At 34.0% G+C, this 24992-nt stretch carries 24 protein-coding genes; 20 read left to right on the forward strand and 4 right to left on the reverse strand.

What is annotated here, in order from left to right; genetic code table 11:
* Positions 1 to 3: 3 nt before the first annotated feature.
* From AC4FQ5_RS02895 to AC4FQ5_RS02955, 13 genes are all read left to right on the forward strand, one after another.
* The gene (locus AC4FQ5_RS02895) at positions 4 to 435 is read left to right on the forward strand and encodes a hypothetical protein (protein ID WP_491141000.1); all 432 of its coding nucleotides are present in this window, start codon (positions 4 to 6) and stop codon (positions 433 to 435) included.
* 340 nt (positions 436 to 775) lie between these two features.
* Positions 776 to 1735 (forward strand): hypothetical protein, encoded by a 960-nt coding sequence (locus AC4FQ5_RS02900; protein ID WP_491141001.1) that lies wholly within the window; start codon positions 776 to 778, stop codon positions 1733 to 1735.
* Between the two features lie 11 nt (positions 1736 to 1746).
* Positions 1747 to 2571 carry a DUF4280 and LysM peptidoglycan-binding domain-containing protein gene (locus AC4FQ5_RS02905; protein WP_491141002.1) on the forward strand — a complete coding sequence of 275 codons (825 nt, stop codon included), beginning with the start codon at positions 1747 to 1749 and terminating at the stop codon, positions 2569 to 2571.
* Between the two features lie 26 nt (positions 2572 to 2597).
* On the forward strand, positions 2598 to 4253 hold the full coding sequence (locus AC4FQ5_RS02910; protein ID WP_491141003.1) for a hypothetical protein: 1656 nt from the start codon (positions 2598 to 2600) through the stop codon (positions 4251 to 4253).
* The gene (locus AC4FQ5_RS02915; protein ID WP_491141004.1) at positions 4175 to 5317 is read left to right on the forward strand and encodes a hypothetical protein; all 1143 of its coding nucleotides are present in this window, start codon (positions 4175 to 4177) and stop codon (positions 5315 to 5317) included. Before AC4FQ5_RS02910 ends, AC4FQ5_RS02915 begins: the two co-directional genes overlap by 79 nt.
* Before the next feature lie 3 nt (positions 5318 to 5320).
* Positions 5321 to 6046, forward strand: a complete 726-nt coding sequence (locus tag AC4FQ5_RS02920) for a hypothetical protein (RefSeq protein ID WP_491141005.1) — start codon at positions 5321 to 5323, stop codon at positions 6044 to 6046.
* Between the two features lie 182 nt (positions 6047 to 6228).
* Positions 6229 to 6648, forward strand: coding sequence for a hypothetical protein (locus tag AC4FQ5_RS02925; protein WP_491141006.1), 420 nt, complete (start codon positions 6229 to 6231; stop codon positions 6646 to 6648).
* Positions 6649 to 6694: 46 nt separating this feature from the next.
* Positions 6695 to 7489 carry a hypothetical protein gene (locus AC4FQ5_RS02930; RefSeq protein ID WP_491141007.1) on the forward strand — a complete coding sequence of 265 codons (795 nt, stop codon included), beginning with the start codon at positions 6695 to 6697 and terminating at the stop codon, positions 7487 to 7489.
* 161 nt (positions 7490 to 7650) lie between these two features.
* Positions 7651 to 9003: a peptidoglycan DD-metalloendopeptidase family protein gene (locus AC4FQ5_RS02935; RefSeq protein WP_491141008.1), complete on the forward strand. Its 1353-nt coding sequence runs from the start codon at positions 7651 to 7653 to the stop codon at positions 9001 to 9003.
* Positions 9000 to 9884, forward strand: a complete 885-nt coding sequence (locus tag AC4FQ5_RS02940; RefSeq protein WP_491141009.1) for a hypothetical protein — start codon at positions 9000 to 9002, stop codon at positions 9882 to 9884. The genes AC4FQ5_RS02935 and AC4FQ5_RS02940 overlap by 4 nt, the downstream gene beginning before the upstream one ends.
* 152 nt (positions 9885 to 10036) lie before the next feature.
* On the forward strand, positions 10037 to 10894 hold the full coding sequence (locus AC4FQ5_RS02945) for a hypothetical protein (RefSeq protein WP_491141010.1): 858 nt from the start codon (positions 10037 to 10039) through the stop codon (positions 10892 to 10894).
* A gap of 35 nt (positions 10895 to 10929) precedes the next feature.
* Positions 10930 to 11289: a hypothetical protein gene (locus AC4FQ5_RS02950; protein WP_491141011.1), complete on the forward strand. Its 360-nt coding sequence runs from the start codon at positions 10930 to 10932 to the stop codon at positions 11287 to 11289.
* A 180-nt stretch (positions 11290 to 11469) separates the two neighbouring features.
* Positions 11470 to 11634, forward strand: a complete 165-nt coding sequence (locus AC4FQ5_RS02955; protein ID WP_491141012.1) for a hypothetical protein — start codon at positions 11470 to 11472, stop codon at positions 11632 to 11634.
* Between the two features lie 164 nt (positions 11635 to 11798).
* Here AC4FQ5_RS02955 and AC4FQ5_RS02960 read toward each other — a convergent pair whose 3' ends face one another.
* The gene (locus tag AC4FQ5_RS02960; protein WP_491141013.1) at positions 11799 to 14000 is read right to left on the reverse strand and encodes a S46 family peptidase; all 2202 of its coding nucleotides are present in this window, start codon (positions 13998 to 14000) and stop codon (positions 11799 to 11801) included.
* Between the two features lie 85 nt (positions 14001 to 14085).
* On the opposite strand from AC4FQ5_RS02960, the gene AC4FQ5_RS02965 reads away from it, so the two are divergent.
* Positions 14086 to 14520 carry an META domain-containing protein gene (locus AC4FQ5_RS02965; RefSeq protein WP_491141014.1) on the forward strand — a complete coding sequence of 145 codons (435 nt, stop codon included), beginning with the start codon at positions 14086 to 14088 and terminating at the stop codon, positions 14518 to 14520.
* Positions 14521 to 14590: 70 nt separating this feature from the next.
* Here AC4FQ5_RS02965 and AC4FQ5_RS02970 read toward each other — a convergent pair whose 3' ends face one another.
* Genes AC4FQ5_RS02970 through AC4FQ5_RS02980 form a run of 3 tightly spaced genes read right to left on the reverse strand, consistent with a single transcriptional unit; the run spans position 14591 to position 18049 of the window.
* On the reverse strand, positions 14591 to 15010 hold the full coding sequence (locus AC4FQ5_RS02970) for a hypothetical protein (RefSeq protein ID WP_491141015.1): 420 nt from the start codon (positions 15008 to 15010) through the stop codon (positions 14591 to 14593).
* A gap of 7 nt (positions 15011 to 15017) precedes the next feature.
* Positions 15018 to 17564: a beta strand repeat-containing protein gene (locus AC4FQ5_RS02975; protein ID WP_491141016.1), complete on the reverse strand. Its 2547-nt coding sequence runs from the start codon at positions 17562 to 17564 to the stop codon at positions 15018 to 15020.
* A gap of 5 nt (positions 17565 to 17569) precedes the next feature.
* Entirely contained in the window at positions 17570 to 18049 is a 480-nt protein-coding gene (locus AC4FQ5_RS02980; protein ID WP_491141017.1) for a T9SS type A sorting domain-containing protein, read from the reverse strand.
* 205 nt (positions 18050 to 18254) lie between these two features.
* Here AC4FQ5_RS02980 and hflX point away from each other — a divergent pair, with 205 nt between their 5' ends.
* The 6 genes from hflX to AC4FQ5_RS03010 all read left to right on the forward strand — a co-directional run bounded on the left by hflX (position 18255) and on the right by AC4FQ5_RS03010 (position 24970).
* Positions 18255 to 19487, forward strand: coding sequence for a GTPase HflX (gene hflX / locus AC4FQ5_RS02985; protein WP_491141018.1), 1233 nt, complete (start codon positions 18255 to 18257; stop codon positions 19485 to 19487).
* Positions 19487 to 20122: a DUF4919 domain-containing protein gene (locus AC4FQ5_RS02990; protein ID WP_491141019.1), complete on the forward strand. Its 636-nt coding sequence runs from the start codon at positions 19487 to 19489 to the stop codon at positions 20120 to 20122. The genes hflX and AC4FQ5_RS02990 overlap by 1 nt, the downstream gene beginning before the upstream one ends.
* 11 nt (positions 20123 to 20133) lie before the next feature.
* Positions 20134 to 21420, forward strand: coding sequence for a cation:proton antiporter (locus tag AC4FQ5_RS02995; protein WP_491141020.1), 1287 nt, complete (start codon positions 20134 to 20136; stop codon positions 21418 to 21420).
* 14 nt (positions 21421 to 21434) lie between these two features.
* The gene (locus tag AC4FQ5_RS03000; protein ID WP_491141021.1) at positions 21435 to 22154 is read left to right on the forward strand and encodes a DNA alkylation repair protein; all 720 of its coding nucleotides are present in this window, start codon (positions 21435 to 21437) and stop codon (positions 22152 to 22154) included.
* Positions 22155 to 22225: 71 nt separating this feature from the next.
* On the forward strand, positions 22226 to 22894 hold the full coding sequence (locus AC4FQ5_RS03005) for a hypothetical protein (protein ID WP_491141022.1): 669 nt from the start codon (positions 22226 to 22228) through the stop codon (positions 22892 to 22894).
* A gap of 15 nt (positions 22895 to 22909) precedes the next feature.
* Positions 22910 to 24970, forward strand: a complete 2061-nt coding sequence (locus AC4FQ5_RS03010) for a hypothetical protein (protein WP_491141023.1) — start codon at positions 22910 to 22912, stop codon at positions 24968 to 24970.
* Positions 24971 to 24992: the final 22 nt, after the last annotated feature.

The following is a 24992-nucleotide window of genomic DNA, read 5'->3' on the forward strand; positions in this document are numbered from 1 at the left end:
CAAATGAAAAAAATAATAGTTTTGCTCATAATGTGTTTTTTTTTAATTTCTTGTAAAGAAAAAAAAATAGAGTTCGTAGAATCTAAAGTTATTAAAGGATTTTTTGTAGTAAAAAATCCTCCTAAGGAGGACTTTTTACTACAAAAACAACTAGTTAATTTTATAGTAAAAAATCCTAAAATCCCAAGTGATTCATCAATTCATTTTTATTCAGACAATTCAGACACGAAATATTTTTTAAATCATCTCCCTGATCCAGGAGGCTTTTCAAGTAATGAACTAGAAGATATAGAAGATTATAATATTGCAAAAGTTTTTTTTATTAGATGCAAGAATGATTCATCAAAATTTATTGGAGAGTTATATTATAAAGGATTATCTACAAATGGAAGCAGATCTACAAGAATTGATACTATTATCAATAAATGCTATTAACTTTTTAGTATTTCTTTGTTTATCCGCCAGCATTTACTAGGCAACAAACCATTTTTTAAAAATCACTTGTATAAAAGAGTTTAAAGGAAATATAAGTTAGGATAAGCCTGTAAGACCCGAAAAAGGATCTAATATCAATTTCAATATACCTTTTGAATACGGTCGTATAATGTAATTTATGAAAAAAAACAGAATTTGTGAAAAGTAGAAGAGCAAAGAAAATATGAACATCAGCATATCCACATATCCGGTAAAAAGCGGAGACACCCTTGAGTCTGTTTCGGAGAAATTAGGCATTTCTGCGGAAGCATTGAAACGTTATCACAATACCTATTGCGATTTGAAAAATCTCATTGGGCATAATCTTAATGGGATTCACGAAATTTTAATTCCTCCTTCCGAAAAAATTAAGGAAATCAAAGAAAACCAAAAAGAAATAGTACAAACCCAAAATCTCCCCTCAGTTTATCTGACTCCTAAATTCTATGCTTCAAACTATGAAGTTATTGAACGATTTGAGCAGTATAATAAAGAAGATATGGAAATTAACTATTCAATTTCTGTTAAGCTTCGTGAAACAATAGATAAAGGATTTGTAGCAGAATTAAAAAATACCGATTTCAAGAAAAATAATCAAGATTCCGATGATAAAATAAGTTTGCTCTCGCTTGCCTGTATGGAAAGCATATCCCCTATTTCGTTTTTAATTCCTGCACAGGGAAAAATAAAAGGCTTCTATGACCATAAATCAATAATTAAAAAATTCGAAAGCAAAAGATCTGATTTGGAGGACTTTTTTGTTGGAGAAGTGGCTACATCTTATTTTGATAAATTTCATGTCTGTATTACAAATGAAGCATATTTATTAAAAGTATTTTCTTCCACGCTATTATATCAGGTTTTATTCACGGAAATGGATTGGTTTCGCAGAAAAAAAGAATGGCAAGAGAATTTTTATTTTATCCCAAATTCATTTCCCCTAAAATGTACATTTGAGATTGAATATAATCACGATAACCCGGATGCGGTTGAGACGACCATTCATGGAAATAGTGTTGATGATTGCAGCCTTCAGGAACTCATTAAAGGTAATAGGTTTGAAGAAATACGGGAAGAAAAGGTGTCAGGAAAAATTCAGATCAAGTACATTACAGATAAGAAAACCAAACAGCTTTTGCATACCTATGCCGAAGTCACTTTATGGCACGAAGACGAAATATATAGTAAACATATATTGACACTTGTAGAAAAAAAACAAGAAAAAGAATTTAAAAAATTCAGTACTTTAGTAGAAGAATAAAACACATTCTGATGAAAAAATATACAGTACAAAAAGGAGATTCTTTAAACTCTATTGCACAGCAATTCGGTGTGAAAGACGGGCAAACCCTCCGTTCATATCATAATATCTATTGCCCATTGGATGATCTGTTGGGACATGAGGTAGTTCCCGGTAAAGAGCTTCTGATTCCTGAAGACTCTAAATACCTTAAAGAAGACGATGAAGTAACCGATCCTATGAACGGTTATGACGATGAAGCGGAAGAAATAGAAGAATCTTCCGAAGATAATCAGGAAGAAGAATCTCAAGAGGAAGACAAAAAAGAGGACAAGAAAAAGGAGCAACAATCTGAAAGTGGTTCTAGTGAACACGACGGAAAATATTTCGTTGTTCAGAAAGGAATGTGCCAATGCAATCAGGGTTTTAAATTTCCTAAATTTAAAGTAACCAGTCATCAAAAACATTATTGGAACGATGCAGATGGAAAAGCCGATTATCTTGCCGTAACGGAAGATGACACCCAACTAGATCCTCCTGCACAACCTTTTGGGCAATGCAAACTAAAACCTTCATCCGGAGGCTATCTTCCCTGTGCTTATGCACCCGTAGGAAAATGGACCAAAACCTATGAAAAAGTAAAGGTTATGGACAAAAGCTGTGTCACAGAAATCTCTGAATTGATGTGCAGTACCGGAGGAAAGATTACAATTTTCAAACATGGTCAGCAGAGTGAAGCGGGGAAGAGTAATGTGAAAAAAGCAGATGCAAGAGAACAGCAGGTTTATAATCCGGTGATGGATTTCGGAGAGTTCCAAGAGGAAAATGACGAAACTTATCTATACGATTATGAATAAAAACCAATAACTAAAAAAAACAGATTATGATTATAGGAAAACAAAATCCTGTTGTTGGTGTTGAAGAATATTACCAGATCAGCGATTTTCAGATAGGCTCTTTACTCAATAATGATACCCAATATCTCTGGTATCTCTTTCGCAAGCAGAAAAACGGAACTTGGCTTAATATAACCAAAAAAGAGGGACCTAAAAAAGGTAAAAATGTTTCTTACAAATTTGGAGAAACTTTTTTGGGAATACAGTTCAAAATACAAGTATATAAAGCCACGAAAAATGTGCTAACAAAAAAATTCGATGCAAAACTATTTGCAGAACTTTTTATTGTTCCCAGCAGCAAAAAGATACCACAGATAGAGCGTGTCGTTTTATTTAACGGAGGTGCAAGCGATGTCAACAAAGCGCATTATAGAGATACCTTAACAGCAAGGGCATATTGTACGGCAATGTTTAATCAGACGGTTGAATTTCATTTATGGGAGGATGATGCACCAAAAGGAGGACATAATCCCACAATTAATGAACATAACAGATACAATATTCCGTTTCCTGCAAAAGTAAATGAAAAAGGCATCGCCGAGGTGCAGATAAAATTACTTTCACATGAAAGTATTCTGAAAAGCATTGCTAATAAACATACAATGAAAGGAGATAAGGACGAGGGTAAAAACCATGAGTATTATGTAACGGCAAGTTATTCCGGAAAAATTAAGAATTCGAGTCAGGTAAATGTAGATGTTGCGAATCCTAATCCTACAAAACCAGCTGCTAAGCCTGCTCCTGCTAAAACTTCCTATAAAAAGTCACTTCCAAATAATAAACCTGCTATAGGCAAAAATAATCAATCAGACAAAGAAGGTAGAATTATTGATGTCAGTTTCAAGAATAGAGCGGGTAAAAAATTTGCAACGACTCCTAAATTTGGAGAAACCATTATCGTTGAAATCCTGAGTAAAAATGCCATAGGGAAACCCTATAAGTTAAAAATATGGGAAGATGATACTATTGGAGAACACGATCTTTTGTATGAAGGCGATCATGTTATTAAGTATGATACTCAATGGGTAACGTTCGCATTGACCAAAGATCGTCAGCAAATTGGTGAAATAGGAAATGACCCTAAAAATCCCGACAGCGGGGAATACAGAGCAGAGTGGACAGACCATCAGGAGCTATTCGCAGAGATTATATTTTCAGATATTTCAAAAGAGTCTACAAGTCTAAAAGTAGAAGTTCTAGAAGAATACAAATCTCCTGAATATAAGAAAGCTACGGCGAAAGTGAAGAAGTTGCCAAAGCAGGAACCGCAAAAAGGTGAATGTTTTTGTAATAGAGAATTCGAAGATAAAGAGGTTGCAAATATAATTAAGCAACTTAGAATTTTAACTGGCCATAAAGATACTGTTAATCTATGGTATAAGCAGACAACTCCCAAAATGGATGATAAAAGCTTAGCAGGCTTTGTTAAAGAGCTTAATGCAAACTTCAATCATTATAATATTAAAACCTGTTCTCAGAAAATGCACTTTTTAGCCCATGCTTGTGTAGAGACCGGAGCCTTTTCAAAGGCTAGAGAAGGTGGAACAGATTTAAGTTATGATCCGTGGAGAGGTCATGGATTATTGCAACTAACAAAAGAAGCTGCTATGAAAAATATGATGCTAAGGAAAATAAAAACTTAGTAGCAAAGCCTGAAAAAATAGCGGAAAATTTACATTTAACAGTTGATTCCGGATGTTGGACATGGAGTGAATTTAAAAAAATGCCTTCGGACAAAAATTCTCAAGCTGTAAAAAGATGGGGTGAAGAAACAGCAGGAAAATCCCTGAATCAGTTAGCGTTATATGGAGACAAATATATAGAGCTTATTTCAGCTTTACTAAATGGAAGAAATGAAAAAACAAAAATGCCAAATGGTTGGGAAGAAAGAAAAGCAGCATATGATCATTTAAGAAATTTTATTTTCAAGTATGATTATTATCATGGGGGTAAAAGTATGCCAGTAAATGCCAAAGATATAATTACATTTCATATATATCATGATGGTAATATTGAAAAACATATTCCAAAGAAGATTAAAGCGGGTTATGAAAAAAATTACAAATATGTTTATCATGATAAAAATAATAAAGAACATGACATCTGTACCGTAGATATGCACACAACCCAAAATTGGCTACAGGGATCTAAAATCGATGGAGGACCTGGATGGGAAAAAAGAACAGCTGGAAAAACACGTTATTTTCAAAAAGGAGAGGGTAAAGCGGAGTTAATTAAAGTCCCCGTTCCAATTAATTATCAAAAAGATGGGATCATTATAAAAATTGGGGATAATACCGACAGAGAATATATTAATCCTACAGCCTTTGCTTCCATGTTAGGAGCTGTCGCAGAATGTGGTTACTCAGATTTTAATTTCAATGGTTCTACGTCTGAAGATGGAACTGGAGCACCAAGTGTTACACACGTTAATGGCGTTTCTTTTGATTTTAGATATTTAAGAAAAGATAAAACCGGAAATAACTTGTATATTAACGATCGTCCAAATGATTTGGATGTGAATAGGGAGGAAAAATTTATTGATGCATTAATAAAATTTGGCTATTCAAAGTTTTATAGTGTGACTATAACACTCAATAGAAAATCATTCATTTTAAAAAATTCTACACCTATGGCAGATCATCATCATCATTTGCATATAAGAAAAGAAGGCTATAAGCCAAAATTCAAAGAAGTAAAAGCATAAGTCATGAAATTATTATATATCGTTTTTATCATCGTTTTTTTTTCTTCTTGTAAGAAAAATACAGAACTGGAATTATTAAATGAACCAAAACCAGCCAACTCGAGTATGGTTTTAAAATCACAAAATCCACTTGACATCTTAGAAGATTGTCCTATAGATTCTCTAAATATGCAAACTTCAGAGTTTAAAGGCATTAGTTTTTATACCGAAAATATTATGCGAGGAAAAGGAGTAATACAATTGTATATAAATAATAAAATGACAATATTGAACTCTGACAAAACAATTTTTGGAACTATCGATTTTAAAGAAGATTCCTATGAGATAGTTTTTCCTTCAAAAATTATTGCAAGAGAAGTTATTCCTGATTCTGAGTTTCAAATATTCAGTTTTGATGCAGAATTACCTGATGTAGATAAAGAATATTTGATTATTTATATTAATAGAGAAAAAAAGTTGATAGCCAAAAAAGAACTAAAATTCAATTTTTTAAATTGGGATGATTATATTAAATCGGCTTTTATTCAATTGACATCCGACGTAGAGAATATAAATAAAGATGAAAAAGAATATTGGTATAAAACAATTAGAATAAATAATGATTCAATGCTAATTCAATCTGTTCCAAAAACCAATTGTGACTATATTGAAAACTATAAAAATGTTAACATATGGATAAAATGGAAATATAAGAATTATAAATTAATAAAATTAAATTTTTGTTATTAAAATGAAAAATATATTATTTTCTTGTTTTGTTTTCTTTTTCCTAGCATTAGGATTATGTTGTAAGCAAGAAAGGTTATCACATGAAATCCTATTAAATAATTCTTCTTTTTTTTTTAGGCGATTCATCCTTAAAAAAGAAAAATTATTTCAGAGCAATAGCTTCTGAAGAGGGATATTCTATTTTGGAAAAGCAGAATAGAACATATTCTAAACAATTTTCAAGTTTTAATGAAGGTGTTTTAAAATCAATAAAAATTGAAAATATTTCGCTTAAATTAATTAAAGAAAATATAAATAATTCTACAAAAATTAAAATCAATTTATATGTTTATAAAAACAATGAAAGAATAGATTCTTTAGACTTTTACAGAAATATTTCAAATGATGGTTTTGGACAATATAATTGTATGTCTTATTTTGATGAAAAAAGCAATAAAATTTGGCAGATAAAGTATTTTCTTTTATCTAATAATAAATCTGTAGACATAATTTCCTATACAGAAAGTAGCATCACTCCTAATGGAAATATTAAACTCGATTCTCTATATTATTTGGATGAATCTTTAGATGCTGAAATGGAAAAATATAGTCTTTATTATTAAGAAGTTCTTTGAAAGCATTCTAAAAAGCATTGCTAATAAACATACAATGAAAGGAGATAAGGACGAGGGTAAAAATCATGAGTTTTATGTAACGGTAGAATATTATGTTAATAAAAAGCATGCAACAGATAATATAGAGATAAACAATCCTTTTCCACAAACACAAAAGCCAAAACCACAAACTTCTTCTGCTTCTACAAAACCACCGTCAAAACCTGCAACTATTCCAAAAGCCAAAGGTTCACCTGCTGAAAGTAAACCTGCAAGCAAAAAAGAGGAAAAAGGAATAGGAGAAATAGTGATAGAAAAGGGAAAAGAACTATGGGATTGGTGGGAAAGTAAGGGAACAATTAAAAAAGAACAAAAACCTACTCAACAACCAATAGATAAAAAGTCTGCTGCTAAGAAAGAAAGTATTGAATTACCAAAAACAAATTCTGTATGTGAATGTGAACAATACAATTTAATTTGGGGAAATAAAGTAAGTTGTAAATTTAGAAAAAAAGTAGTTGCTATTGCAAAAGAGTTATGGCCAGATGACTTTAAAAATATGGCTAATAATCTAATGGCTGTTTTTGCGTGGGAAACCGGAGAAACCTTTAAGCCAGATGTCCCAAATAGAGCAGGTTCAGGTGCGACTGGACTTATTCAATTTATGCCCGATAAAGTTGATATATATTTTGGTCATAAGGCAACTATGGAAACTGTTCCTAATTATTTCAATTCTAAAGATGCAAAACTTCATAATCTTCCTAGAATTAAAGAATTTGCTCAGATGAAAGCAGAAGATCAGTTAGATTATGTGAAAAAATATTTTGAAGATCAGAAAGGGAAAAATTAGACTTTGTAGATTTTTATTTACAAGTTTTATTTCCTGTCTCAAGTGGACAACCTGAACACATTGTTTTTGGAACTGAAAAGTATAGAGATCAGATTGGACTATCAACTGACAGTGATTCTGTAAAACAGAAAAGAATTGATAAATATGCTAAAAATTCCGGAATGGACATTAATAAAGATGAGAAGCTATATAAATCAGAAATAGCTTTGTCCGTACAGCCATTTTTCACAAAAGGATTGCCGGAAATTTTTAGAAAAGGAAAAAAGAATAATGCAGATAGTAAAACTGATTCTGATGCAGTAGTGGTTACTGATGCAGGGCATGGGATAGGTGAAAGTGGGGCACCTGGAACAGATATAAATGAGGCAGATATGGCATTAACCATTGAAACAAATACAGCAAATATTCTTAAAACCAAAGGAGTCAATACTGTAAGGACTCGTACAAAATATTTGACTTCTGCCGAAATAAATAATGTTGGTCAAGTAGCATATAGAGTAAATATTTTTAAAAATAACAAAGCAAAAGTTTTAGTTAGCCACCATTTTAATTCTGCAAATTCAAGTAATGATATATTATTGATGTATCATCCAAAAATTTTAAAGGATGAAAAAGGGAATACAAGTACGGGAGCATCAGAACAATATTATAAAAATTCGCAAAAACTTTTAGAATGTTTAAAAGTGGAACTTGCAAAAATTTTTAATGATGGAAGGAAAATAAGACCTTATCCTGCTACATATCCTGATTATAGGGCAAGATCTGTTGGTGTTTTAAGGGATCCTGATTCAGCAGAAAATGCGGCAATCCTAATTGAACATAGAAATATGACTGAAACAAATGTTAATTTTTGTAAAGCGAATGCAGAAAAAATTGGGACTGTAATAGCAGAAGGAATAATTAATTATCTTGGAGTAAAATCGGAAAATAAAGCTCAATCAGAAGAATGTGAATCAGAGTCAACACCTACTTATATTGATGGCAATTCTTCAAGTAAAATAGAATGGCATCATCCAATAAAAAACCCTCAATTAAGGGGTTGGTATGCAATATGGGCTCCGGAGAGAAGCATTCATGCTAGCAATATTGCAGGAAGAACTAAAGGAAAACATGATGGAATTGATTTGTATGCTCCTCAACCTACTCAAGTATATGCTTGTGTTGATGGGGAAATAAATGAGATATATGTATCTGAAACTTATGGAAATTGCATTAATATCAAAGGAGAGTATAATGGCAAAACATACTGGTTTTTTTATGCGCATTTAAGTGAAGTTTCAATAAAAGGTAAAGACAGTTCTGGAAATCCAACTAAAGTTAAAGCAGTAGATAAAATTGGAAAAAGTGGAAAAACAGGCTCTTCAGCCGCAGCACTGAAACCAAATCAAGTGCATTTACATTTTGAGGTTAGAACCACAAAAGAAAGAACTGGAGGCAGAGTTGACCCTTTTATCCATATATCAGAATTGAATAATGAAGTCGTAAAAAAACCAAAAAAAGAAAATCAGCCATGAAGTTTAATTTAATTCAATTGCTCTTTAGCATAATATTTATAGTCGGGTGCAAAAGGCAAAATAGTAATCACATCAAATTACCCCAAAATATTGATTCACATATAACAGAAAACAAAAAATTAAATGATGAACTTTATAAGGGTAAAATATTTTACTCCGGAGATGAATTAAATGATTATACATTTATTTATTCTTCTGAAGTTATCGCAAATGACAGCATCACATACTCAATCTATCAGAGAAATGGTACAAATCAATTTGTTTTCAGTCTCGAAAAATTTCTTTCAAATGATGATAAAGAAAAATTTCAAATTATAGATATTCTTAATTTTGAAAACTATGATAAAATTAAAACTGAGGAAAATAATAGAGAATATATAGTTTCTTTTTTGGATAACGGCAAAACCTTACAAACGTGGGATTTTTCCAAGAATGAAAAACAAATAATTTCACCCTATAATAAATACCTTTATATTCTTCTATATGATTATTTAAGAAATGGAATAAACTCCAAGGATGTACTTTCTGAAAAAACGAAATTGACAATTGAAAGCATTATTGGAAACTATAGTTATCAAGAAGATTTTTTTCAACCTTCCTTTTTTGAAAGAGAGTCTAAAATAATTGATAATACTATTTCAAAATCTAATTTAGAAATATGGGAAACATGTAATGATGTTCTTGATTTTTCTCAAATAGTTCCTGAAAATGAATTGGAATCAGATTGGAGCTATCCATATAAAAGAATAAAATCTTTAAACGCAGTATATACTTTTTATAAAAATGCTAGTTATGGAGATTCGTTTGAGGGAAAAACTATTTCTCAACACATGGCTCTTTATATGTATTTTCTACCTTGGAAAGAAAGAAAATATATATGAAGAAATTGATAAACTGAAAATAGAATTAAAGCAGCAGAAAAATATAGATTGATGAAAATTTGATAATTGGATTAGATATGTAATGATTTTTGAACCATAAAAGAGAAAATAAATATATCATAAAAGCAATTGAACCATATTTAAAATAAGTTATGAAATTTTTTAAATTTTTGTTTTTACTCATAATTATAAGTTGTAATGGGCAGAGTGAAAACAATAAACAGAAGGAGACCATAAAAAAAGAAATTACTAAAAATGATGTTTATTATGCAAAATGTACGAGTAATCTTCTTTCAACAGGACAAAAAATTCAAGAAGGAGATAATTGGAATTTAAATAAGTGGGACGTAGAAGAAATTTTAAAATTATCTTCAGAAATAGACGAGAATGAATGGCATTTTTCTTATCCTATTACACCGTGTAATATTGAGATTAAAAATTATTTTTATAAAGGAAAAAAATATGATTTACAATTAAACGGAGGGTCTTATGTTTCTCTTTTTGATGGTAAAAAAACAATGATATTAGGTTGTGATTCTCCGCAATGTAGCAAGTTTTTTTTGTTGCCTAAAGAAAATATGGAAGAATCGGAAAATGATATTGAAAATAATTCCAATAGTAAAAAATATGAAGTAGATTTTAATAAAGATGGTATTTCTGATTTATTAATCATTAAAAAAAATAATTCCGCTTATACTCTTGAAATTGAACAATCTCATAAACCATTATTTACTAAAATCTTTAACTGCGATTCGTTTGATATCGATACAAATGTAAAAAATAAACAAATATTTAATTTGAAGTTTGAATATGTTGATCAATATCAAAAAGTTTTTCGGAAAGTTGTAATTCCTGTATTTTATGAAAGGGACATATTTCTCGTTAAAAAAATATTCATAGCAAATTTTGGTATTAGTGCGAAGACAGGAAATAATGAATGGCAAACTAAGGAGATTTTGGTAGATTCAAGCCTTGAAAAATTAGATTTAGACGTTATTGTTTCTAAATAAATTGATATAGGGTTTTGAAACTTTATTATAGGTGATTGAAACTCTACTGCCTAAAAGCAGCATTGGGAGAAGCCGATCCTAAGCAGTTAAAGTTTTATGTGACGGTAGAATATTATGTTAATAAAAAGCATGCAACAGATAATATAGAGATAAACAATCCTTTTCCACAAACACAAAAGCCACAACCTAAACCACAAACTCCTCCTACTTCTACGAAATCACCATCAAAACCTGCAGCTATTCCAAAAGCTAAAGGTTCACCTGCTGAAAGTAAACCTGCCAGCAAAAAAGAGGAAAAGGGAATTGGAGAAATAATAACAGAGAAGGGAAAAGAACTATGGGATTGGGGAGAAAGTAAAGGAATTGCCACCAAAGACAAAACACCAACTGTATAGAAACCTGAAGAGAAATCTCCGGCTGTGGCGAAGGAGCAGAAAATTGAGCAAAAAGGCGGAAATTATATCTGTGAAAAGTATGATTTGGTTTGGGGAAATAAAGATAGGATGCAATGAACGAAAAAAGTAATAGAAGTTGCTAAAAACCTTGCAGTTGGTCCAAATTGGTTAATAACTTTAATGGCTTTAGAACTATCAAAACATTTAGAACGTCAATTGATAACGGGGTTGAATGTAGGATTGATAAAATTTGAAAAAGAGGCAGCAGAAACCATTGGAAAAACTCAAGAACCACAGAAAAAAGAACCGGAGGCTGAGTTGCCCCCCTTTTTGTTTATATATTAGAATTGAATAATGAAGTCGTAAAAATATCAAAAAAAAGAAATCAGCCATGAAGTTTAATTTAATTCAATTGCTCTTTAGCGTAATATTTATAATCGGGAGTTGAATTATCAAAAATAAAAAACCGTGAAATAAATTCCACGGTTTTTAAATATGATTTAGAAAAATTATTTCTTTTTCTTTTTTGCAGGTGTTGCAGTTTTGATTTTAGATGCACCTGTATCAGCTGGAGTATTTTCATCTCTTACTAATGTCAACTCATCGACCAATCTTCTTGCACCCGCATATTTGTCGATTGTCCAAAGAACAAAACGGATATCTACACTGATTGTTTTCTGCCATTTATCTTCGAAAACAATATCACCGCTAAGAGCTTCACTGTTTCCATCGAATGCGATACCGATAAGGTTTCCGTTACCGTCGATTACCGGAGAACCTGAGTTTCCACCTGTAATATCGTTGTTTGACAGGAAGTTTACCGGAAGATAACCTGCTTTATCAGCATACTGACCATAATCTTTAGCATTCTGAAGAGCAATTACTCTTTGCGGAAGATCAAATTCTTCGTCACCCGCTTTATATTTACCTACCAAACCTTCCATAGTTGTGTAGTAGTTATCAGTAACACCAAAATAATTTCTGTCTTCTCTGATTGGTAAAGTGTCAATCTGTCCGTACGTCAATCTCATGGTAGAGTTTGCATCCGGATAGAATTTTTTCTCCGGCATTGCTTTCATTAAACCAGCTAAGAAAAGACGGTTGTTTTTAGCAAAATTATCATCGATTTTTACAAATCTTTCGCCAGATACTCTCTGATCTTCTGCAATACCTCTTGCTATTTTTAGCAACGGATCTGCATCTAATTTTAAACGGTCTGGGTTTAGCACGTAGTTCGTTACCGATGTTTTGTTTGCAAATAATGAAGAGAATGCAACAGTTGACAAGTTATTAGCATCTAAAGCCATAATTGTTGGTGAAGCAACATCAGCTTTTACTCTTGTTTTGTAAAGGTTTACCAAAGAATTAAGCATTTCTCCTTCCAATTCAGGATTGATGTTGTCATAAGCATCTTTAATCGCTGCTTCTACTTTAGGTTTCATAGCAAGTCTTCCTGCCATATCCTGTTTTGCATAAGCATCAAGAGCAGGAGCCAATTGGTAAGCCAAAGCGAGATATTTGGCATTTCTTGTTAATAAAGAAGCATAATTTCTTTCAACATTTCTGTCAGTAACCTGTTTGTAATATGTTGCGATCTGTTCTAGAACACCATCATACATTTCGTTACCCGGCTGAGAAGCCCACTGTCTGAACGTTCTTTCGATATTTTGTTTGTCTGCAATGGTTCCGTTTTTTTCAACAGCGTCAATTGTTCCTTGTCTGTTTTTCCAATAATTGGCTACAGAAGCATATTGAGAAGCATAACCTAACTGAGTGGTTTTGTCTTTATCCATATACTTTTTCATCACATCCATTGCCATTTTAGAAGTTTCTACCCAAGCCGGATAATCTTTAGAAACCATTTGGTTGATTCCGTAAGAAGTCAGGTAACGGTTTGTTCTTCCCGGATAACCCAAGATCATGGAGAAATCACCAGGCTTGATTCCTTTAAGTGAAACCGGTAAAAAATGTTTAGGTTTCAAAGGCACGTTGGTTGGCTTATATTCAGAAGGATTTCCTGCTGCATCTGCGTATACTCTGAAAACCGTGAAGTCTGCAGTATGTCGTGGCCATTCCCAGTTATCTGTATCTCCACCATATTTACCTAAAGCTGATGGTGGCGCACCTACTAATCTGATGTCTTTATAGTCCTGATAAACAAAATAATAGAATTCATTTCCGTTGAAGAAATCTCTTACGACAACAGTATATTTTCCGTTTTCAGAATTTTCTGTCTGAATTGCTTTTGTTTCAGCATCGATTACAGCTTTTCTTTCAGCTGCAGTCATATTGTTATTAAGTTTAGAATTGATTCTTTGCGATGCGTCATCCATTCTCACCAAAAATCTTACGTAAAGATCTTTTGCATTAAACTCATCTTTTTCTTTCATCGCCCAGAAACCGTTTTTAAGGTAATCCTTTGCCGGTGTAGAGGCTGCTGCAACTGCACCATAACCACAGTGGTGATTGGTAAAGATCAAACCTTTGTCTGATACGATCTCTCCTGTACAAAATCCTCCGAAGCTTACGATAGCATCTTTAAGACTTGAATTGTTCACAGAATAGATCTCTTCAGGCGTAAGGTGCAGACCTTCTTTCTGCATATCAACACCGTTAAGCCTTTTGATGAGCATCAAGAGCCACATCCCTTCGTCTGCTCTCATTTGAGCAAAACCTAACAAGAAAGTGAATAGTAAAAATATTCTTTTCATTTTTAAAATAATTATTGTGGGGCTAATTTACTAATTTTTACGATAATCCATCGGTTATTGGTATGAAAATGGGTGGCTGAGTGGTATGAAAAATATTATTTTAAGTCTTTTTTCTGCTTTCATTTTCACAATGGCTTTAAATTGTTCAGCATCAAAGGTTAATAACCAATATTTTCAGAGAGAATGGATGATGATTTCGTTTGATCAATTTTCTAAACAACAACTCATTGAAAACAAAGCTGAAATTAATTTGACAGGAGAAAAAACAGGCAATCAGATAAAAGGAACTGCAACAATGGGTTGCAACCAAATTTTCTTTACAGCCGAATTAAAAAATAACAGCAAAATGAAAATTTCAGAAATTGAAAGCACAGAAATGATCTGTAAAAATATGGAACTCGAAAATGCTTTTATGAAAAAAATCGGCAACATGAAAAATTATTTGATCGAAGGACATCGATTGACACTTTCTGACGACAATGGAAATCAAATGAAATTTATTGCTGCAGATTGGGATTAAATTTTCAAGATAAAAATCAAGAAGTCCACAAAAACTATTTGCGGACTTCCTTTTTTAAATGGTTATCAGTTTAATTTTTAGGAATCGTTTTTTTTATTTCCTCTAAAGTCGCGGTATTGGGCAAACCCTGAACTTTTACAGCTTGATTTGCAGAAACGTTAGCTTTTCTTGCATTTTGTCTGTTGGGAATTGTGGCTAAAATTTCATCAAAACTTGCCGTATTGGGTAATAATTTATCCTGATTGTTACTTTGCTTCCCGGTTTTCTGAGTTTCTTGCTTCATTTCCAGACCCTGTTCGGATGCTAAAACGTTTTGCTTTTCTTTTTCTTTTTTAGGGAAATTGACTTCGTTTTGTGTCTGCATTTTCTTTTCAAATGCTTTGGCATCTTTCAAAACCTGTTCCTGATCCTGAAGTTCTGGAGATTTTTTTTCCTGCGCGTAAAAAGTTACACTTAAAAGTAAAAATGGGATGATATATAATGATTTCATGATAATTTTATTTAATGTTAACAAATACTTTTATTTTTCCGATTGAGTTTTGGTCATAGTCCTGAAGCGCTTTTCCGAGCACCTGTCCTATTTTTACTTTTTTAGGATTGGCTTTCATGGCAACTCCGGCTTTTGATGAGGTTACCAAAAGATCGCCTCTTTTGATTTTTCCTCCTTCAAGGCATACTTTCGTTGGGATAACACCAATCACACCCATCGGAACTTTCCCTGACAAATCAGCGTCTACATTTTCTTCAGTCAAAAGAACTCCCGGTTTTGTAGCATACACTCCTGAAACTAATGTAGAATAGGGTTTTGATGATTTTTCTACCGCTCTGTCGCTTGAAGTGGAGATTACTAAAACATCACCCATTTCATATTCAGAAATATTTCCTTCTACGTCAAATGCTTCGGCTAAGTCGGCACCGCTATTTTGTGTACCGCCGTTAAAGAAACCTGTTCCTGTTTTATTGATTCTGGCAACATTGGCACTTGCACTTTGAAAAACTGCGAGGTTTCCTGAAGCTCCGGTATGATTTACAAAAACTCCCGTTCCTGTTCCTGCATTAGTCACAGATACTACTGCCTGAGAATTTGCAGTATTGAAATTTCTGAAATAGGCTGCACGACCCGTTCCGAAATTAGGAACCCAGCCGTAGATTGCGCTACCAGTTCCATCTACCGTTGCTTCCACACCGTCACCGGAGTTTTTTGCATTGGCAGTGATCCCGTTTCCGTTTCCGTTGGCAAGAGCAATTAATGCAGGTCCGTTTCCTGAAGCGTTACTTGCATAAAATAAACCTCCAAAACCTCCTGTTCCTGCAGATTCACCATAAACACCCGCGGTTCCGAAGTTGGCGAACTGAGAATTTACTTTTCCTTTGACTGCCGGAGAAGTTCCATTTGTATTATCTACAAAAAAGTCTCCTGCAATACCGTTTCCTAATGTTGTTGAAGAAAGTGCTGTAGATGTATTTGCCGTGTTGAAATTTTTAAATTCTGCAGCTTTACCTGTGCTGAAGGTAGGAACCCAACCGTAGATTGCACGTCCTGCTCCGTCAACATTTGCCTCGATTGCATCACCGTCTTTGCCCGCATTGGCTACAATTGCATCGCCGTTTCCGTCGGTAAGAGCAACTAAAGCTCGTCCGTTTCCAGTGGCGTTTGAAGAATAAAATAATCCGCCAAAACCTCCTGTTCCTGATGAAACACCGAAAACACCTGCTGCACCGAAATTTCCAAATATTGTTTTGGTTTCTCCTCTTACTGCGGCACTTACGCTATTGGTATTATTAGATAAAAAAGAGGCAACATTTCCTTGTGTATTATCGGGTATATTTCCTGTGCTGTTTGATTCTACTTCAAAAGTATTTCTGTCATTTGCAGTATTGAAATTTTGAAATCTTCCCGCTCTGCCAGTGCTTCCGCTCACCCCTACTCTTCCATACACCCCTATCCCTGTTCCGGTGGTATTGGTGGCAAGAAACCCATGAACACCATATCCTCCACCGTCATTTCTTCCTACTACAGCTCCTGCAATATCACTGGTATTTCTGCCTACCACTGCTTCACCAGCGCCGTTATTATCGGCGATAACTCCGGCAGAACTTTGTGCGGTAGTAATTCCGTGGATGGCAAAGCCGGTTCCTGTATTGCTCACCACGCCCGCTCCGGAACCTGAAGATGAAACATTAATGACATTTCCGTTTCCTAAAGTACTTGCTGTAAGAACAGTGTTGGAATTGGCATTATTTGAGATTGAAATATTGGCAGCAATACCATTTGTACTTGTTGCATTTAACCCTGTTCCGGTATTGCTGTTAGCATAAACACCATATCCTGATCCTGAAGAGTTTCCATAGACTCCTAGTCCGTTGGGAGTAACTCCGTAGACACCCCATCCGCTTCCATTTTGGCTTCCCCAAACACCAACGCCCAAACCTCCGGTACCATTGTTGATTCCTCTGACACCTGAAGAAAATCCTCCCGGAGCTACATTGGTAACAATTCCTCTTACTGCTGCAATACTTGAAGTTGTGGTATTGTTGTTTCCTTCAAGAGAAGTTCCGTCACCATCATTTGTTATGGTGAAAAGATTTGAAGCATTATTAACAGTTGCTGCATAAGGTAAAGTAAAACTGCCTCCTGAACTTCCTGATGACTTTGCATACATCGCATAAGGTACACTTAATAGTTGGCTTGTTCCTGTAATTGTATAAGATGTTCCGCCTGTAGGATCTGTTTCTGTTTTTAAATAAAAGTTTCCTGAAGGCCAGTTAATTGTAGAATATGTTCCTGAAAGTACAGTTCCGGTTCCGATTTCCAGACTGATGAGTCCGTTTACGTTTGTTGTTCCTGTTAATCTTTCAGAATAAACAACTGTCCCGGCGGGTGAGCCTTGCAGTACACTTACTTTCACTCCTATATTCTGATTGGCAAGCAATTGTCCGGATGTATTTCTCATTACAGCCTGGTAACTCATTTTTTCCGGAGCCTGGGCTGAAACTAAGTGAAAGCCAAGCAACATTCCTACGGTGAGTAAAATTTTTTTCATGATGATTATTTTTTAATGATTTTAAATGTTTTAATGTTTTTTCCGTTCTGATTGATTCTGATGATGTACATCGCAGAAGGAAGCTCTGAAAAATTAAATTCTGATTTTGTTTCTTTTATTTTATCCTCTTTCAAAAGTTTCCCGGAAGAATCAAATAGTTGAAATTCAGAATTTCGGTAGTCGTTTGTAGTGAAATCCACAAATAAAAAATCTTTGAATGGATTCGGATACAATAAAATGTCTTTCTTGTCTGAGCCTTGAGTTTCTGTCGTGGATAGCGTAATAATTTCGTAGGCTTGTTGTACGCCTTCCATGATTTGATTGTTGGTACCTTTGCTGGTAAAATCAATCTGTCCTAGACTGTAAGAAACAGAGCCGTTGCCTCCTGTTGCGTTTGATCCTGTTGCGAGAAGTGCTTTTTGTGCATTGGCTTCCGACACCGAGAAAAAAATCAAAAAGAAGCTGTAGATAAAAATTCTTTTCATATTAAGATAATTTCTGGTTAATAAATGTTTTATGTTATGATCTGTCACTGAGATTTTTACGGTGTAAAGGTAAGAGCAGACGAAAGAGGTAAACCAGAGGAAAAGGACTAGAAATAAAAGGGGAAAACAACTGTATTTGGAGAGCGGTTTGCATTTATTAATTAAAAATGTTATCTTGTAAATCTTATAAATTATATAGAATTTAATGCTAGAAAAGAAACAACATAATTACGAAAAGGCAGTTTTGGTGGGCGTTGTCACCCAAAATCAAAATGCGGAAAAGTTGCAGGAATACATGGATGAGCTGGAGTTTTTAGCCTTCACAGCAGGTGCTACGGTTGACAGACGTTTTACTCAGAATTTAACTCAGCCGGATTCCAAGACTTTTGTAGGAAGCGGAAAAGCTCAGGAAATAAAAGAATATGTAAAAGAAAACGAGATAGGAACCATTATTTTTGATGATGAATTGTCTCCTTCTCAGCTAAAAAATCTTGAAAAAGAAATTGAAGTAAAAATTCTCGACAGGACCAATCTTATTCTTGATATTTTTGCACAACGAGCGCAGACTTCTTACGCAAGAACTCAGGTAGAATTGGCTCAGTATCAATATCTTCTTCCGCGACTAACCAGAATGTGGACCCACCTTGAAAGACAGAAAGGGGGAATCGGGATGCGTGGTCCCGGTGAAACGGAAATCGAAACCGACAGAAGGATCATCCGTGACAGAATCTCATTATTAAAAGATAAACTGAAAGTCATTGACAAACAAATGGCAACTCAGCGAAACAACCGCGGAAAGGTTGTTCGTGTGGCATTGGTGGGTTATACCAATGTAGGAAAGTCTACACTGATGAATGCGATCTCTAAATCTGAAGTTTTTGCTGAAAATAAACTTTTTGCAACACTTGATACGACCGTAAGAAAAGTGGTGATCGGAAATTTACCTTTCCTTTTGACCGATACCGTTGGATTTATCAGAAAATTGCCGACTCAGTTGGTAGAATCTTTCAAATCTACTTTGGATGAGGTAAGAGAAGCAGATCTTTTGATTCATGTGGTAGATATTTCGCACGAAAGTTTTGAAGATCATATCGAATCAGTAAACCAGATTTTGATGGAAATCAATGCGCATCAAAAACCGATGATCATGGTTTTCAACAAAATTGATGACTTCAGCTACGAGAAAAAAGACGAAGACGATCTTACACCGGGTTCAAACAAAAATGTTTCTCTTGAAGAATGGAAAAGAACCTGGATGAACAAATCTAAGCATCCCGCAGTCTTCATTTCTGCTTTAAAGAAAGAAAACTTCCCTGAAATGAAAAGGCTGATCTACGATGAGGTGATGAAAATTCACATCTCAAGATTCCCATACAACGATTTTCTTTTCGAATATTTTGATAATGACGAAGACGAAGCATCAGAAAAAGAAGATTAATGAATTACAGAATACTCTTTTTTCTGCTTGTTCTTCCGTTTTTTGGATTTAGCCAAAAGACAAAGCTAGATTTGAAAAGTATTGAGAAAAACCTCAGCAATTCCGGCTCACCTTACAATTCAGAAAAGCTTATATTTAAATTTAAAGGACTTCCAAAGTCTCTCGACAGTATAGAAGCGCAGCATTTGTACTACGGAAGAAATTTCATAAAAGATAAAGTTTCCCAGACTGGCGATGAGTTCAAAAGTCTGGCCGAAGCTTTCAAAAACAATAATTTTGCAGAATGCATAAGACTTGGGAAGATTCTTTACGCAAAAGATCCCACCAATCTTGATGTTATTCTTATTCTGCTTCGAGCCTATGATCAGACCAAAGATATAAGCAATTTTTCGCATCATCTTTCGCAATTGAGACTTCTTACAAATGCTATCAAAAATTCCGGTGACGGGAAATCTGAAAAAACTGCTTTCAAAGTAAATAGTGTTGGTGATGAATACATTTTCCTGAATGTCATGAATATCGGACAGGATTACACAAGAGGTTCAAGACCTCAGAAAGACGGTGTGGTTGACGTTTGGGAAAAGGGCGACAACAAAATTTATATCAAGGTACTTTATTTAGACTTAATTTTTTAAACAACAATTGATTGGAATTATATTATTCATTTTCAGCACTTATCGTATTAGCATCTATTTTTGCATATATCAACTACAGATTTTTAAAACTTCCGAGCACCATCGGGATTATGGTCATTGCCATCGTGATCTCTATCATTTTGGTTTTATTTGGTGAAAATTCATTTCCAAAAACATTCGGTCATCTGAGTAGTTTGATGAACAGTATCGACTTCACCGAAGTTCTGATGGGAGCAATGCTTAATTTTCTTCTTTTCGCAGGAGGAATTCATATTAATATTAATGATTTAAAGGAGCAGTTCCGTCCTGTCCTCATATTTTCAACCGCAGGTGTGATTATTTCCACCTTTATCGTAGGATTTGGAATGTTTTATTTGTTGCCTTTTGTTGGGTTACACATTCCGTTTATTTATTGTCTGGTCTTTGGAGCATTGATTTCACCTACCGATCCGGTTGCGGTATTGAGTATTTTAAAGCAAGCTAATATTTCAAAATCATTAGAGACAAAAATTGCCGGAGAATCATTATTTAATGATGGTATGGCAGTGGTGGTTTTTACGGTTGTCTTACAGCTTGCAATTGGTAGCGAAGTCGATTTGGGTGTAGAAAATATTATGATTCTATTGATAAAAGAAGCCGGCGGAGGATTGCTTTTAGGAGTTCTTTTAGGTTGGGTTACATCAAGATTGATGCGTGAAGTTGATGATTATATTATCTCGGTTCTGGTAACACTTGCTGTTGTGATGGGAGGTTATCTTGTTGCAAGACAGATGCACGTTTCCGGTCCTTTGACGATGGTTGCTGCAGGATTGTTTATGGGAAATTTTAATGTTAAATTCAAAATGAAATCGATCACTCAGGATTATTTAATTAAATTCTGGGAACTCATCGATGAAATTCTGAATGCCGTTCTGTTCCTTTTTATAGGTTTTGAATTGCTGATGATCAAAGATTTAAACCATTATGTGATACCAGGACTTTTGGCGATTGTTGTGGTTTTGGTTGCAAGATTTATTTCAATTTGGGGACCTACAAAATTCATGTCTTTCAGAACGAGATTTAGTCCGCAAACCATCAAAGTCTTATTTTGGGGAGGAATTCGTGGCGGTGTTTCCATCGCTTTGGCAATGTCGATTCCGAAAAATGAATACAGCAATGCTATTTTAAGTATTACTTATTGTGTGGTTGTGTTTTCGATTATTGTTCAGGGACTTACCATTGCTAAAGTTGCCAATCCGAATCAAATTGCAAAAGAAGAACAGGAACAGGAAAGTTTTGCTTTAGATCAGGGAAAATAAATGACTGATAGCCAATGAATCATATTGTAAAAGAAATAGAAGAAGCGCTCAGTCTTCTTTCGATTCCGGAAAAGGCAGCCTTTTTTCCACGATTTTTCAAAACAGGAAAAGGAGAATATGGAGAAGGCGACAAATTCATCGGAGTTATTGTTCCTGAGCAGAGAAAAGTGGCAAAAGAATATTTTTCAAAAATTTCTTTGAAAGAATTGAGCGAGCTGCTTTCTTCAGAGATCCACGAACATCGATTAACTGCATTGTTTATGCTCATTTCGAAGTTTGAAAAAGCAAAAGAGCAGAATGTAAAAGATGAGATCGTTAAATTTTATCTAAATCATCTTCAATACGTCAACAATTGGGATCTGGTTGACACAAGCTGTTACAAGATTTTGGGCAGGTATACTTTTGAAAATCAGAAAGAAAGCCTTCTGAGAAACCTTGCAAATTCTGATCAGATGTGGCACAAAAGAATTGCTGTTGTAGGAACAATGTACTATATAAAAAAAGGCTCGTTTGAACTGACCAAAGAATTTGTGACTCAAAATTTACAACATTCGCATGATCTTATGCATAAAGCGAATGGTTGGCTTTTGCGAGAAATGGGAAATAAAAACGAAGCTGAGCTCATAAAATATCTCAATCAATATTATAAAAAAATGCCGAGAACCTGCCTTCGGTATGCCATTGAAAAGTTAGATGAAGAGCTGAGACAAGATTACCTCAAAGGCAGAATTTAGTTGAGGGAAATGTCTTCAAAACGAGATTATTAAAACTAAATTTAAGTAAATTAGCATTCTAATTCTAAATCATGAAAATTTCTTTTAAGCAGCTTTTGTTGCTATTCCCTTTACTGTTTCTCACGAGTTGTTTTGATATTTTAGACAAAGTCAATGTAAAAGCTGACGGAAGTGGTGAATATTCACTTATTCTCAATGCCAGTAAAAGCAAAACACGTTTAGCTTCCATATCAAAAATGGAAACCATCAACGGCAAGAAAGTTCCGAAAAAAGCCGAAATTGAGTCTAAAATCAATGAAGCAGCGAGAATTTTCAAAAGTGTTCCAGGAATTTCAAATGTAAAAACTTCAATGGACTTTGATAATTACATCCTTAAGCTAAGCTGTAATTTTAAAAAAATCGAAAATGTAAATGCGGGATTAGAACAGTTGAAAGCCAAAAATATTCTCGGAAAAATGATCCCGACACAGATGTACAATCATAATCCTGCAAAGAAATCATTTGTAAGAAATAAAATCAACACCTTCAAAAGTGAGTACGAAAAACTGAGTACGGCAGATAAAGAAGTTTTTAACAATGCTAAATACACTTCGGTTCTCCAGTTTGAAAACACGGTAAAATCTCAGTCGAATACTGCCTATCAGCTTTCGCCCAACAAAAAAGCGATGAAGCTTGACGGAAACATTCTCGATTTTATTCTTCAGAAAAAACAGATTCAAAACACCATTTTATTCCAGTAAATCATCATTTTATATATGAAATCTATTCTACTAAAAACACAAACAATCGCTTTTCTGCTTTTTGGTTTTGCGTTTGCATTTGCACAAAACAACATGAAAGTTCCTTCCGATGCAGTTTTCTACATGGAAATCAACGGAAGGCAGCTTGATAAAAAAATCAACTGGGAAAAATTTAATCCCTTTTTGCAGCAGATTGACAAAAAAGAAAAAGGAAAGCCTTCCTGGAATGACTATTCTAAAACCGGAATAAAATACGATGCAACTCAAAAGCATTATGCGAGAATTTCCGATTCTGTAAAGTCTTACACAGCACATTTTGTTTTAGACAACAAAGAAAAATTTCAGGAATTTATCAACTCAAGCAAGAAAAAAGGATTAGAAATTTCTAAGAAAAACAGTTATTCTTATGTTGATCTTGATGAAGATCTTTTCGTTGCATGGAACGATCAGCACGCCATGATTACATTGATTGACTATAACAAACGCTCAAAAGATATTTGGAACGAAGAGCTGGTGACTGATACAGTCGCAGTAATGGTGGATAGCATTGCCGTGCCTGTCGACAGTGCCGATATTGCTTATGAAGAAGAAGAAAAGCCTTTTGATTATAAAGAAGAGATTAAATATCTGAAAGAAGAAATCAAATACCTTAAATCAGATATCAAGTCATACAATGCAGACATCTCCAAATATGAAAAAGACATCAAATATCTTGAAAAGCATCATAAATATCCGGAAGTAAAGAAAGAGCCAGAAGCGGTAGTCGACTCTGCATATCCAGAAGAAACTGTTGAGGCGATGCCACCACCGATTTCTCAGGACGATTATGTAGAAACTGAAGCTTATCCTTTAGATTCTCAATATCAGAAAGAAATGGATTCTCTGAATGCCGAAAAATTCAAAATCGTAAAAGGAATTGCGGAAAGTGATTTCGATAAATATTTCAATTCTAATCTTGAAATTGAAGCTCCCGCAGAAATGCTGAATTTCCGTGATGCCGATTCTGATGTTTTCGTGTATGCTGATTACGGTAAAATTCTGAATGAAGGACTTTACAAAAATATGTATCGTCGCTATGATTTTACACAGTTTTTAGGGAAAATGTATAATTCGAACTCGGCTTACAATCTGTATTTCGACAAAGATAAAGTAAGACTTGTCAATAATTATCAGCATAAAGATCCGGAAACCCAAAAGAACATCTCGGCTGTTTATAAAGGAAAGAAAAACAAGAAACTGACTGCTTTGATCAACGACAAAAGCATCGGTTATTACGCAATGAACGTCAACGGATTCAAATATTTTGATATGATGTACAGTTTTCTTCAGGATGCGGGAGAAAAAGAATATCAGAAAGAAGCACAGTTGGTAATGGAAACTATGAAAATCGTTCTTGATGAAGAAGCCATCTCTAAAATCGCACCAGGAAACGGAATCTTTGTTTTAAACGAATTGAAATCTAAAAAAGTAGAATACACAGATTTTGAATACGATGATGATTACAACGAAAAAGAAATCAAAAAAACCAAAGATGTGATGGTTCCCGATTTTACTTTTGCTTTTGCAACCGAAAATGAAGGATATTGGAAACGTATTTTTGACGTACTGTCAACCAATAAAGAATTTGCGAAAAAGTTTACAAAAAACGGAGATTTTTATTCTCTTAAAGATGGTAAAAATGGTTACGTTGATCAGTTATTTTTCACTGTAAAAGACGGAATTGTTTATCTTACCACTTCAACGGAAAATTTAAATACTAAAAATCAATCTTCAGAATCTGAAAAATCGATGAAAGATTCCGCAAAATATCCTTTGTCCGGAAGATTGGATTTCAAAAAACTTTTGGTTGGTCTTGAAAAAGAATTCAAGTCACCGTCTGAAAGAAAAACTTTGGATATGCTGAAAAAAAATGTTGGTGAAATGTACTTTAAGACAGAAGCAAAAAGCGGAAGCATCCAAACCGAAATGAATTACAACACCAATCCTGATTCTGAAAACAGTTTGATGTATTTCTTCGATCTGTTTGATGAAATTTTCAAAAACAAGGAAGCAGACAAAAAAGCGCAGACACTTTAAATTGCTTTTAGATTTAAATAAA

The sequence above is a fragment of the Chryseobacterium sp. DT-167 genome, assembly GCF_058310155.1.